Annotated in this window: 7 protein-coding genes; 2 read left to right on the plus strand and 5 right to left on the minus strand. The window is 68.9% G+C overall.

The features are described from left to right. Positions 1-51: 51 nt before the first annotated feature. The 3 genes from ACIHAX_RS19165 to aroQ form a co-directional block, all read right to left on the minus strand. Positions 52-1,521: a glutamate synthase subunit beta gene (locus tag ACIHAX_RS19165; protein WP_355073333.1), complete on the minus strand. Its 1,470-nt coding sequence runs from the start codon at positions 1,519-1,521 to the stop codon at positions 52-54. Next, entirely contained in the window at positions 1,514-6,166 is a 4,653-nt protein-coding gene (gene gltB / locus ACIHAX_RS19170; protein ID WP_397278782.1) for a glutamate synthase large subunit, read from the minus strand. Before gltB ends, ACIHAX_RS19165 begins: the two co-directional genes overlap by 8 nt. A gap of 739 nt (positions 6,167-6,905) precedes the next feature. Continuing rightward, positions 6,906-7,481 carry a gamma subclass chorismate mutase AroQ gene (gene aroQ / locus ACIHAX_RS19175; RefSeq protein ID WP_397278784.1) on the minus strand — a complete coding sequence of 192 codons (576 nt, stop codon included), beginning with the start codon at positions 7,479-7,481 and terminating at the stop codon, positions 6,906-6,908. 181 nt (positions 7,482-7,662) lie between these two features. On the opposite strand from aroQ, the gene ACIHAX_RS19180 reads away from it, so the two are divergent. Next, positions 7,663-9,366 carry a DUF4407 domain-containing protein gene (locus ACIHAX_RS19180; protein ID WP_355073337.1) on the plus strand — a complete coding sequence of 568 codons (1,704 nt, stop codon included), beginning with the start codon at positions 7,663-7,665 and terminating at the stop codon, positions 9,364-9,366. Positions 9,367-9,457: 91 nt separating this feature from the next. After that, the gene (locus ACIHAX_RS19185) at positions 9,458-11,008 is read left to right on the plus strand and encodes an adenylate/guanylate cyclase domain-containing protein (RefSeq protein ID WP_364434078.1); all 1,551 of its coding nucleotides are present in this window, start codon (positions 9,458-9,460) and stop codon (positions 11,006-11,008) included. Positions 11,009-11,142: 134 nt separating this feature from the next. On the opposite strand, the gene ACIHAX_RS19190 is transcribed toward ACIHAX_RS19185, so the two are convergent. Then, the gene (locus tag ACIHAX_RS19190; RefSeq protein ID WP_364434081.1) at positions 11,143-11,727 is read right to left on the minus strand and encodes an isochorismatase family protein; all 585 of its coding nucleotides are present in this window, start codon (positions 11,725-11,727) and stop codon (positions 11,143-11,145) included. Then, complete coding sequence (locus ACIHAX_RS19195; protein WP_397278787.1) at positions 11,724-13,013, minus strand: MFS transporter; 1,290 nt, start codon at positions 13,011-13,013, stop codon at positions 11,724-11,726. Before ACIHAX_RS19195 ends, ACIHAX_RS19190 begins: the two co-directional genes overlap by 4 nt. Positions 13,014-13,108 lie beyond the last annotated feature (95 nt).

The raw sequence follows: 13,108 nt of genomic DNA on the forward strand, positions 1-13,108 counted from the left end.
GACGAGTTGTCCACAGGCGCCTTTCGTTTCCGCTCCGGTAAGAGAGGGGACCTAGCGCTGAGCCACCATGGTGGGGGTGATCGGCGCCGGGAGGGCGGTCTCGCCTTCCAGGTACCGGTCCACGCCCGCGGCCGCGGCGCGGCCTTCGGCGATGGCCCAGACGATGAGCGACTGGCCGCGGCCCATGTCACCCGCGACGAAGACGCCGGGAACGTTGGTCGCCCAGTTCTTGTCGCGCTGCACGTTGCCGCGCTGGTCGTAGCCGACGCCGAGATCGCTGAGCAGGCCCGGCTTCTCGGGACCGACGAAGCCCATGGCCAGCAGCACCAGGTCGGCCTCGAGCGTGAAGTCGGTGCCCTCCACCTTCTCGAACCGGCCGTTGACCATCTTGACCTCGTGCGCCTCCAGGCCGGTCACCTTGCCGTCCGCGCCGACGAAGCGCTCGGTGTTCACCGAGAACACGCGCTCGCCGCCCTCCTCGTGCGCCGAGGAGACCCGGTACATCAGCGGGTAGGTCGGCCACGGGGTGGACGCGGCCCGCTCCTCCGGGGGACGCGGCATGATCTCGAACTGGTGGATGCTCGCCGCGCCCTGCCGGTGCGAGGTGCCGAGGCAGTCGGCGCCGGTGTCGCCACCGCCGATGATGACGACCTTCTTGTCCTTCGCGTGGATGGGCGGCAGGCCCGCTTCGTCGGTGACGTCGTCGCCGAGCTGCACCCGGTTGGCCCAGGGCAGGAACTCCATGGCCTGGTGGATGCCGTCCAGATCGCGGCCCGGGATCGGCAGGTCACGCGCCAGCGTGGCGCCGCCGGCCAGCACGATCGCGTCGTACTGCTCGCGCAACTGCTCGGCGGTGATGTCGACGCCCACGTTCACACCGGTCTTGAAGATGGTGCCCTCGGCCTCCATCTGCGCGAGACGGCGATCGATGAAGCGCTTCTCCATCTTGAATTCCGGGATGCCGTAGCGCAGCAGACCGCCGATGCGGTCGGCCCGCTCGAACACGGTCACGGTGTGCCCGGCGCGGGTCAGCTGCTGCGCCGCGGCCAGACCGGCCGGACCGGAACCGACGACGGCGACCTTCTTGCCGGTGAGGCGGGTCGGGTAGACCGGGGTCACCCAGCCCTCGTCGAAGGCGTTCTCGATGATCTCGACCTCGACCTGCTTGATCGTGACCGGATCCTGGTTGATGCCGAGCACGCAGGACGCCTCACACGGCGCGGGACACAACCGCCCGGTGAACTCCGGGAAGTTGTTGGTCGCGTGCAGCCGGTCGATGCCTTCGCGCCAGCGGTCCTTGTAGACCAGGTCGTTCCACTCGGGGATCAGGTTCCCCAGCGGACAGCCGTTGTGGCAGAACGGGATACCGCAGTCCATGCACCGGCTGGCCTGGGTCTGCAAGGTCTGGTGGGAGAAGTTCTCCTCGTAGACCTCTTTCCAGTCCATCAGGCGCAGCGGCACCGGGCGCCGCTTGGGCAGTTCCCGTGCGGTGTGCTTCAGAAAACCCTGGGGGTCAGCCACGAGCGGCCTCCATAATCGCTTCGTCCACGTCCTTGCCGCTCTTCTCAGCTTCGGAGATGGCGAGCAAAACCTTCTTGTATTCGCGCGGCATGACCTTCACGAAATGGTTCACCTGCTGCGACCAGTCGCTCAGAATGCGCTCGGCCACCGGGGAACCGGTCTGGTCACGGTGCTGGGTGATGATGTCGTGCAGCCAGGTGAAATCGTCACCGGCCAGCTGCTCGACGGCGTCGGCCTGCTCGGGGTTGAGCTTGGACGCGAAGGTGCCGTTCGGGTCGAAGACGAACGCCACACCGCCGGACATACCGGCGCCGAAGTTGCGTCCGGTCTCACCCAGGATGACCACCCGGCCGCCGGTCATGTACTCGCAGCCGTGGTCGCCCACGCCCTCGACCACCGCGGTGGCGCCGGAGTTGCGCACGGCGAACCGCTCGCCGACCACACCGCTGAGGAAGACCTGGCCGCTGGTGGCGCCGAACAGGATCACGTTGCCCGCGATGATGTTCTGCTCGGCGACGAACTCGCCGGGCGCGTTCAGCGACGGGCGCACCACCAGGCGGCCGCCGGAAAGACCCTTGCCGACATAGTCGTTCGCGTCACCCTGCACGCGCAGCGTGATGCCGGCGGGCACGAAGGCGCCGAAGCTGTTGCCCGCCGACCCGGTGAAGGTGATGTCGATGGTGTCGTCGGGCAGGCCCGCGCCACCGTAGAGCTTGGTCACCTCGTGGCCGAGCATGGTGCCGACGGTGCGGTTCACGTTCGTGATCTTGGTCTCGAACTTCACCGCCTGACCGCGCTCGAGCGCGTCGCGGCTCTGCACGATCAGCTGCTGGTCCAGCGCCTTGTCCAGGCCGTGGTCCTGCGCCTTGGTGCAGCGGCGGTCCTGGTACATGAACGCCGTCTCGACGTCGTCCAGGATCGGCGAGAGGTCCAGCTTGCTGGCCTTCCAGTGCTGCTTGGCGCGCGAGGTGTCGAGCAGGTCCACCCGGCCGATCGCCTCGTCCAGCGAGCGGAAGCCCAACTGCGCCAGCAGTTCCCTGACCTCTTCCGCGATGAACCGGAAGAAGTTCTCGACGAATTCCGGCTTGCCGGTGAACCGCTCGCGCAGCACCGGGTTCTGCGTCGCGACGCCGACCGGGCAGGTGTCCAGGTGGCAGACGCGCATCATGATGCAGCCCGACACCACCAGCGGTGCGGTGGCGAAGCCGTACTCCTCGGCGCCGAGCAGCGCGGCGATCATCACATCGCGGCCGGTCTTCATCTGGCCGTCGACCTGCACGACGATGCGGTCACGCAGCCCGTTGAGCAGCAGCGTCTGCTGGGTCTCGGTCAAGCCGAGTTCCCAGGGGCCGCCCGCGTGCTTCAGCGAGGTCAGCGGCGAAGCACCGGTGCCGCCGTCGTGGCCCGAGATCAGCACGACATCGGCGTGCGCCTTGGAGACGCCCGCCGCGACGGTGCCGACGCCCGGCTCGGCGACCAGCTTCACGTGGATGCGCGCCTGCGGGTTCGCGTTCTTCAGGTCGTGGATCAGCTGCGCCAGATCCTCGATCGAGTAGATGTCGTGGTGCGGCGGCGGCGAGATCAGGCCGACGCCCGGCGTCGAGTGCCGCACCTCGGCGACCCACGGGTACACCTTGTGCGCCGGAAGCTGGCCGCCCTCACCGGGCTTCGCGCCCTGCGCCATCTTGATCTGGATGTCGGTGCAGTTGGTCAGGTAGTGCGCGGTCACGCCGAAGCGGCCGGAGGCCACCTGCTTGATCGCGCTGCGCCGCCAGTCGCCGTTCTCCTCCGGCTCGAAGCGCGCGGGGGACTCGCCGCCCTCGCCCGAGTTCGACCGGCCGCCGAGACGGTTCATCGCGATCGCCAGGGTTTCGTGCGCCTCCGCCGAGATGGAGCCGTAGCTCATCGCGCCGGTGGAGAACCGCTTCACGATCGCCGATACCGGCTCGACCTCGTCGATGGAGATCGGGGAACGCGCGTTGTGCTTGAACTTGAACAGACCGCGCAGCGATGCCAGCCGCTCGGACTGGTCGTCGACCAGCTTGGTGTACTCCTTGAAGATCGAGTACTGGCCGGACCGGGTGGCGTGCTGCAGTTTGAACACCGTGTCCGGGTTGAACAGGTGGTATTCGCCCTCGCGCCGCCACTGGTACTCGCCGCCGACCTCGAGCTCGCGGTGCGCGCGCTCGTTGCGGTTCTCCAGGAACGCGATGCGGTGCCGCTGCGCGACGTCGTCGGCGATCTCGTCCAGGCCGATGCCGTCCAAGTGCGAGCGCAGGCCGGTGAAGTACTCGTCCACCAGGTCCTGCGACAGGCCGATCACCTGGAACAGCTGGGCGCCGTTGTAGGAGGCCAGCGTGGAGATGCCCATCTTGGACATCACCTTCAGCACACCCTTGCCCGCGGCCTTGTTGTAGTTCGCGACCGCCTTGCGGTAGTCGGCGGCCAGGTCGCCGGTGCTGCCCGGTACCTCGAGCGCGCCGCGCTCGAGCATGTCCTCGATGCTCTCGAAGGCCATGTAGGGGTTGATCGCGGCGGCGCCGAAGCCGACCAGGGTGGCCATGTGGTGCACCTCGCGGGCGTCACCGGCCTCCACGACCAGGCCGACCTTGGTACGGGTGCGCTCGCGCACCAGGTGGTGGTGCACCGACGAGGTCAGCAGCAGCGAAGGGATCGGCGCCAGCTTCTCGTTGGACTCGCGGTCGGACAGCACGATGATCCGCGCGCCGCCGTCGATGGCGGCCGACACCTGGGTGTTGATCGCCTCCAGCGCCCTGCGCAGGCCCTTGCCGCCCTTCTTCACGGGGTACAGGCCGCGCACGACCACCGAGCGCAGCTCGGGGTGCGATCCGTCGTCGTTGATGTGCACGAGCTTGGCCAGCTCGTCGTTGTCCAGGATCGGCTGCTCGAGCGCGATCATGTTGCAGGACTCCGGTCCCGGGTGCAGCAGGTCGGCCTCCGGGCCGATGTTGCGCTTGAGGCTGGTGACCACCTCTTCCCGGATCGCGTCCAGCGGCGGGTTGGTGACCTGCGCGAACAGCTGGGAGAAGTAGTCGAACAGCAGGCGCGGACGGGCCGAGAGCACCGCGATCGGGGTGTCGGTGCCCATCGAGCCGAGCGCTTCGCCTCCGGTCTTGGCCATCGGCGAGATCAGCAGGTTGAGCTCCTCGGTGGTGTATCCGAAGATCTGCTGGCGGATCAGCACGCGGTCGTGCGACATGTGCACGTGCGGGCGGTCGGGCAGGTCGGCCAGGCGGGAGACGCCCGCGTCCAGCCACTCCTGGTAGGGCTGCTCGGCGGCGAGCAGGGACTTGACCTCTTCGTCACCGACGATGCGGCCCTGGGCGGTGTCGACCAGGAACATGCGGCCCGGCTGCAAGCGCGCCTTCTTGACCACCTTGGACGGGTCGATGTCCAGGACGCCGACCTCGGAGGCCATCACGACCAGGCCGTCGTCGGTCACCCAGATGCGGCTCGGCCGCAGGCCGTTGCGGTCGAGCACGGCGCCGACGACGGTGCCGTCGGTGAAGCACACCGACGCGGGGCCGTCCCACGGCTCCATCAGCATCGAGTGGTACTCATAGAAGGCCCGCTGCTGCGGATTCATGTTCTCGTTGCGTTCCCAGGCCTCGGGAATCATCATCAGCACGGCGTGGGGCAAGCTGCGGCCGCCGAGGTGCAGCAGTTCCAGCACCTCGTCGAACCGGGCGGTGTCGCTCGCCCCCGGGGTACAGACGGGGAAGATCTTCTCCAGCCGGTTCTTGCCCGCCGAGTCGACGCCGAAGACGTCGCTGCGCAGCAGCGCCTCGCGGGCGCGCATCCAGTTCTCGTTGCCGGTGACGGTGTTGATCTCACCGTTGTGCGCCACCCGGCGGAACGGGTGCGCCAGCGGCCAGGACGGGAAGGTGTTGGTGGAGAACCGGGAGTGCACGATTCCGAGGGCGCTCTCCACCCGGGAGTCCTGCAGATCCAGGTAGAACGCGCGCAGCTGCGGCGTGGTGAACATGCCCTTGTAGACGAAGGTCTGCCCCGACAGGCTCGGGAAGTAGACCGACTCCCTGCCGACCGCACCCTCACCGGCTCCGGCCGACCCCAGCTCACGCTCGACGCGCTTGCGCACCACGTAGGCGCGACGCTCCAGATCCATATCCGACAGCGGATCGGAGGCGTTCTTCGGCGATGCGATGAAGATCTGCCGGAAGCTCGGCATGGCGTCGCGCGCCAGCGCGCCCAGCGACGACTCGTCGATCGGCACCTCGCGCCAGCCGAGGACGTCGAGGCCCTCTTCCTTGACGATCTTCTCCACGCCGTAGGCAGCGCGCGCGGCTTCGCGGCGGGCCTGCGGCAGGAAGGCGATACCGGTGGCGTAGGAACCCTCCGGCGGCAACTCGAAGTCCACGATGGCGCGGAAGAAGCGGTCCGGGACCTGGATCAGGATGCCCGCACCGTCGCCGCTGTTGGGCTCGGCGCCCGCGGCGCCACGGTGCTCCAGGTTCAACAGAGCCGTAATAGCCTTGTCGACGATGTCGCGGCTGCGGCGGCCGTGCATGTCGACGACGAATGCGACGCCGCAGGCGTCGTGCTCGTTCGCCGGGTCGTAGAGCCCGATGGGTCCAGGTGACCGGTGGCCAGGAAGTTGCGTCATGCCTCTGCCTTCAGGAAAGTCGGCCTTCGAAGAAAACGGCCTTTCGTCGAACGCCTCCGTACAAGACTGCGCCCGTACGTTCCGAAGCCAGCCGCGCTGATGGTCTTCGGCGTGCAGTCAGGTCTGCAGTTTTTTCCACCCGCTTCTGTGACGTAGTGGGTGCCCTTCGGTAACGGATCCCTAACAAGATCCTTACCTCCGAGCGGGTGCTCGACCGCTACGCTGAGCACCTGGCTAGGGCTGCCCGAGCGGGCGAGGTAGCCGAACGTTCTGTGTTCGGCGTAAGAGCAAACGATAAGTCAGGTCCAGGGCCCAACCAACTTAGGTTGCGCTAATAACCAGGTTTAGCTGGGCTTCTGCATTAGGTCCTCCACGTGTGCGCGCCGTCCAGTGTAAAGCAGCGAGCGCCATGCGATCGATCCCCATGGCACCCGGTGCCAGCTGGGAAAACCGACGCGCGACACCTACCCGAGACCTTCCTCACAAGACCCGGAAACCGCCCTCACCTGCGTCGAAATGGATTTCCCCCGCTGGACGCCCGGCAAACCAAGTGGCGGCGGCTAACTCGGCGCTGTGACCGATGAGAGATTTCCGACAGCTGCGTGACAAGCAATGAATATGATCCGACCGTCCGGACTCTTTTGCCCACTGTGGGGTTCAGCACATATCCAGCAAATATCAAGAAGTGGTGTTGGACACATCTTTCCGCGCGAGGTCGCCCGGCGGGCCCGGCCGCGGCCTACGCCGCGCAGAGCGACACGGCGGCCCGCACCAGCGCCGCTCGGTGCAGGACATCGGCGCGGTCCGCGACGACCACGCCGAAGACGCTGCGCGCCAACTGTTCCGCGCAATCCGGCGCGGTCAGCTCCGCTCGGTGCCCGGCGAGCTGATCGAGGATCTCGACGTTCACCCGGTCGATGACCGGGCGCACCGAGTCGAGTCCCACCGGCGCGGTGGGCGCCGCGGCCGGGTCGAAGCGCCACCTCGTCATCAGCCCCCGCTGCACCGTCTTACTGGCCTCGATCTGCCCGAGGAAAACCTGCCGCACCCAGTTCTCCGACAGCTCACGGTCGTGGCCGAGCCGGATCATGACCTCGTAGACCTCCGCCTCACGGACCGGATCGTCGATGGTCGGCTCGATGCCGGGCTCACCCGCGGTCGACCACTTCGCGGCGGCCACCGCGTCGGCGGTGTCCAAGCGCTCGACCACGAGGGCGACCAGCCGGTCGAGCGACCGGTCGGCCGGAGCGGCCCCCGCGCTGACCGGCCACGTCAGCAGCGCCGCCGCCAAGAGCGTCAACCAGACTCCGCGCACGTTGTGACCTCCTGGAATCGCCCACCCCGGATACGAAGCACCGGATGATCTGTGAGCCTTACCACATCCGACCGTCCCTGCTCGCTGCGAACCGGGCGAGCCTGTCACGCTGTCACAACGAATCCGTGACAGTTTCGTCGCGCCCGTGAAAGCGCCTGGGACGTAGAGGATGTGCATTCCGATGACCGTCACCGGCTTGTTCACCTGGCTCGGCGGCGGCCGGACCAGCGCGATCAGCGATCGTCACGAGCGTGCCGGATACGCCGTCACCGGTGCTGTGGTGCTGTTGTTCGCCACGATCTCCGGTGTGGTCGCCGCCCTGGCCGCGGCCTCGGCGTGGCCGTGGTCGGCCGCGCTGGCCTCGGGCATCGTGGTCGCCGCGCTCACCGGCGCGCTCGCCAGGGCACTGGCGACCGCGCGGCCGAGCGGCGGACCGGATCGGCTCGGGCTGGTCGCGCGCATCGCGGTCGCCGTGCTGGCCGGTGGGCTACTCGCGGAACTGGCCGCGATCGTGCTGTTCAGCGGGTCCGTCGACCGGGTGCTGGCGGAGAAGGCGCAGCGCTCGCTCGATTCCGCGCCGCGGGTCGTCGCGGCGCAGGCGGAACTGGACCGGGCGAAAGCCGACCGGGCCGCGCTCGAACAGGCGATCGCGATGGCCCAGAACGATATCGACCACGCCCTGGTGATCGCACGCTGCGAATTCAATCCGACCCCGGAGTGCCCGCGGACCAGGATCACCGGCGTGCCGGGCCGTGGGCCGGAAGCGCAGACGGCCAACGCCATGCTCGACGACGCCCGCAAGCATCTCGCCACCGCGCAGGACCGAGTGGACGCGGCCGATCGCCGGATCGACGCCGACCAGGCCGCCCTGTCGGCCGCGCGCACCGCCGCCTTCGACGACGCCGACCGTGGGCTCGGCGCGCGCTGGCAGGCGATGAACGACTACACCGTGCACGACGCGCTGCCGCTGCGCATTCTCACCATCCTGGCGTTCGTCGCCTTCGCGCTGCTGCCGCTGGTGCTGCGCTGGTGGCGTGGCGAGACCTCGTTCGACCGGCACAACGCGGCGCGCACCGTGCACGACCGCGCCGAGCGGGAAGCCGACGCGGTGATCGCGGTCAAACAGGCCGAGGTACGCGCCGAGGCCGAGACCCTGCGCGCCGAGCAGCAGCTCACCGCCGCTCGTCTCGCCGTCGAGGCGGACACCGCCATCGATCGGGAACGGCAGCGCACCCGCATCATCGCGGCCATCGGCGGCATCGAGATCGGCATCACCGAGCCGCCGCGCCGCCCCGAACTTCCCGCCGCCACGGCGGACGACCGAAAGGACAGCGCCATGCCCGACGAGGCGACGCCGAACCTACCCGCGCCCACCGGCGTGCACCCGCAGGTGCCCGCCGTCGCATCCGCACCGGCAGCGCCGAGTGGCGGCGGTCTCGAGCTGCCGCTGATCGGCACGGTCCCGTTCACCGACACCGCGGCGCGTTTCATCCGGCCGCTCGTTCCATCCTTCGTCGCCAACGCGATCGATACGGCCACGCATCCGTTGCGCACGGCGCGGCAGGCGTTCGAGGAGGTCGAGGAGATCACCTTCACGCTGCGGCGCACCCGCAAGGTCACCGTCGACGGCCAGACCTCGCATCCGCAGGCGGTCGGCTACCAGTTGCCGCCCGGCGCGCCCGAGATCGCGCATGCCCAGCACATCGCCGCCACCGTCGTGGACGCCGCGTACTCCGCGCCGCACGCCCCGCGCTATTCCTCGCTTCCGCCCACCGGCGCAGCCGGCTACGGTCTGCCCACCGGCGCCCACCGCGACGAACTGCCGGGCCACCACCGCCCCGAACTCCCCGAGCCCGGCCGCCGCGAACTGCCGCCGGGTCGCTGACCGCACCACTGCCACCCACGGCCCACCCGGCGCCGGATCCGGCCGAGTGCGGCCTACGGCGCTGGGGCGCTCCGCGGCTTACGCTGCACCCATGCAACACAGGGAGGTGACGCTCGCCGCGGCGCCGTGGGGGTCGCGATTGCTCGGGTCCGCCGAGGAGTCGTCGGGGCTACGACGCATTCGCGTCCAACTGTTGCTCACCGTGCCCACGCTGTTGGGCAATCTGACGGGCATGGTCGTGTCGATCGTCCTGGTCGGCTTCGTCTTGCCGGGCCCGTCGGTGTTCACCCGGGATCTCCTGCTGCTCGACGTGCTCGCCGCACCGCTGTACGCGACCTGCGCGCTGTTGCTCGGCCTGTGGTGGGGCACCACCCGCGAATTGCGCGCGCTGCGGTGGGCCACCGATCCGGACCGCGTGCCGACCGAGGAGGAGATGGCCGCGGCCACGGCGGTGCCGCGCAGGCTGGTGCGCGACCAAGCGCTGCTGTGGTTCGGCGGGCTCGTGTTGCTGACCACGCTGTACGGGCTGGCCGAACCGCAACTGATCCCGAAGGTGGCCTTCGGCATCGCGATCAGCGCCATCGTGGTGTGCGCGAACAGCTACCTGATCATCGAGTTCGCGCTGCGGCCCGTCACCGCCCGGGTGCTGGAAGCCGCGGATTCCGGTCGGCGCCGCGGCATCGGCGTCTTCGGACGCTCGCTCGTCGTCTGGGTGGTCGGCTCCGGCGTGCCGGTGGCCGGAATGATGGTGCTCGCGGTGCTGGCGCTCACGATGGATGACGTCACCAAGGCGCGACTGGCGGTCTGCGTGCTGTCGCTCGGCGGCGCGACACTGGTCTTCGGTCTCCTGCTGATGACGCAGACCTTGGCCGCGACCGTCGCGCCCATCCTCGGCGTGCGCCGCGCGATGCGTCAGGTGGAGGACGGCGATCTCGATGTCGCGCTGGCCGTTTACGACGGCACCGAGCTGGGTGAGCTGCAGAGCGGTTTCAACCACATGGTGGAGGGACTGCGCGAGCGCGAGCAGATCAGGGACCTGTTCGGCAGGCATGTCGGCCGTGAGGTCGCCGCGGCCGCGTTGGCGGGCGACCCGGCGCTCGGCGGTGTGGAGACCGACGCCGCGGCCCTGTTCATCGACATCGTCGGCTCGACGACCATGGCCGCGACCATTCCCGCGCCGGAGATGGTCGCCATTCTCAATCGGTTCTTCGGCATCGTGGTCGACGAGGTGGAACACCACGGCGGGCTGGTCAACAAGTTCGAGGGTGACGCGGCCCTGGCCGTCTTCGGCACGCCCGCTCCGCTGGCCGACGCCCCGGGCGCGGCGCTGGCCACCGCCCGCGCGATCCTGGCTCGGCTCGACAGCACCGCGACCGATTTCGTCGCGGCCATCGGCGTGGCCGCGGGCCGGGTGGTCGCGGGCAATGTCGGCGCGCATCAGCGCTACGAGTTCACCGTCATCGGCGACGCCGTCAACGAAGCGGCTCGCCTGTGCGAACTCGCCAAGCAGCAGGGCCTACTGCTCGCCTCCGGCGCAACCGTCGCGGCGTCCGCCGAGTCCGAAGCCGGACACTGGCGGCTCGGTGAATCCGTCACCCTTCGCGGCCGCCTCGCGCCGACCCGGCTCGCCCGCCCGGCCTGACGCTCCTCGCTACCGCCCGCTGTTCGCGCGCCCCGACTCCACACTCGATCGCCGGACACGGCCCGACCTTGCATCGGGACGAGCTGAGCTGCGGCCGGCGCCACCACCGAGGCCGGATCCACCTTCTGCCGGGGTCAGGCGCGGGTCTTGGCAAGATTTTCGACGATCTCGGCGGTGCAACCGGTTTCGCCGAGGAGGGGGAAGATCCGTTCGATGCTGTTGCGGTGCGCCTCCACGTTCAGATCGGCCATGGCGTCCGTCGCGAGCGTGACGTGGTAGCCGTGTTCGAAGGCGGCGCGAGCGGTCGACTCCACGCCGATGCTGGTGGTGAGCCCGGCCAGCACGATCTGTGTGACGCGGCGGCGGCGCAGTTGCAGATCGAGGTCGGTTCCGTGGAAGGCACCCCAAGTGCGCTTGGTCACCGTGATGTCGTCAGGGTGACCGGCGAGGTCGTCGACGATGACATCCCAGCCGTCGGGCAATGAACCTGGTGGGCTCGAGATGTCGCTGCGACCTGGAGCGGCATCCGCTCCGTCCGCACGGGCCGTCACCCGCACCAGGACGACCGGGGCGCTGTGCTCGTGGAAAGCACGGGCCAGCTCGACCGCCCGGGCGACCACTTCTCGACCGGTATAGGGGACGGTCGGCGCGTCGATGAGGGCGTTCTGCAAGTCGACGAGGACCAGCGCGCTGGACGGGTCGAGTGCGGTGACAGTCATGAATTTTGCCTGGCTTCCTGCGAAACGCTTGCCGTTTGTGGTTGAAGGGTTGTCGCCACCGCAAGGTCGGGTGCAGGTGCGGATTCCTGGCGACGGGGTAGCAGCAGCGGGCTGACGAGGATCAGCAGTCCCGCGACCGTGATAGCCGTGCGCGGGCTGGTCACGTCGGCGAGCAGTCCGCCGAGCGCGCTGAGCACTGCGATGGAAGCGCTGCTGCTGATCGACCAGGCCGACAGGGTGCGGGCGACGCGGTCTTCGGGTGTGTGCTCGAGTCGATAGGTGGCCAGTACCGGGTTGTACAGGCTCATGCTGATGATGATCGCGAGCTCGACAGCGATCACCGTCGCGAGGCCTGCGACACCGGGCTGGACGAACGCGAGGCCGATCAGCCAGATCGCGCGCAGCGTGCCGACGGTGCGCAGGACCCGGTGCCTGCCGTATCGCTCCACGACACGGCCGGCAAGGCGTGAGCCGATGAGTCCGCCGACGCAGGGGGCGGCGAAGGCGAGGCCGTACTGCCAGGGTGGGAATCCGAGCTCGCGGAGCAGCAGTACGGCCAGGAGCGGCTCGGTGGCCATGATCAGTCCGCCCACGAGCAGCTGGTTGAGGTAAAGCGCCCGTAATCCCGGATGAGCCAGCAGGTACCGCCAGCCTTCGAGCAACTCACCGGCCCGCAGCCGGGGCTTGCCGGTCCGCCGCGGAGGTTCTTCCCTGCCGCGAATCGCCATGACCGCCAGCGCGGAGAGCAGGTAACTCAGCGCGTCGGCCACCACGGTGGTGACCGGCCCGAACAAACCGATCGCCGCTCCGCCCAGCGGCGGCCCTACGGCGGTGGAACTCCACGTCGTCGACTCGAATCGCGCGTTGGCCACGAGCAGGTCCTCGGGCCGCACAAGCGCTTTGAGATAGGCGCCGCTCGCCGCGTTGAAGGCGATCTTGGCCGCGGCGACCACGGCCGAGACGACCAGCAGCTGGACGAAACCGAGTCGGCCGAAGGCATAGGCGAGCGGGATCGTCATCATGACCGCGAACCGGGTGAGGTCCATCGCGATCATCACCGGTCGCTTGCGGCGATATTCCACCCACGGCCCGAGCGGCAACGCGATCAGCGCGCCCACCGCCGGCCCCACCGCCGACAGCGCGGACACTTGTCCGGGGCCTGCGTGCAGCACCAGCACGGCGATCAGCGGCAACGCACCGAACCCAAGACCCGACCCGTAGGCGCTGACCGCGTAGGCCGCCCACAACCATCCGAACTGCCGACCGAGAGATCGTCCGGTCCCCAAGCTTCGCACCTCTCGATCGCACAACTCACTGTTGACCGCCATGGATCAAAGCAAGGCGCGGAGGTGTGATCAAACAACCGAATCAGCGATGATCC

The organism is Nocardia sp. NPDC051929, assembly GCF_044548645.1.
Taxonomy (GTDB): domain Bacteria; phylum Actinomycetota; class Actinomycetes; order Mycobacteriales; family Mycobacteriaceae; genus Nocardia; species Nocardia sichangensis.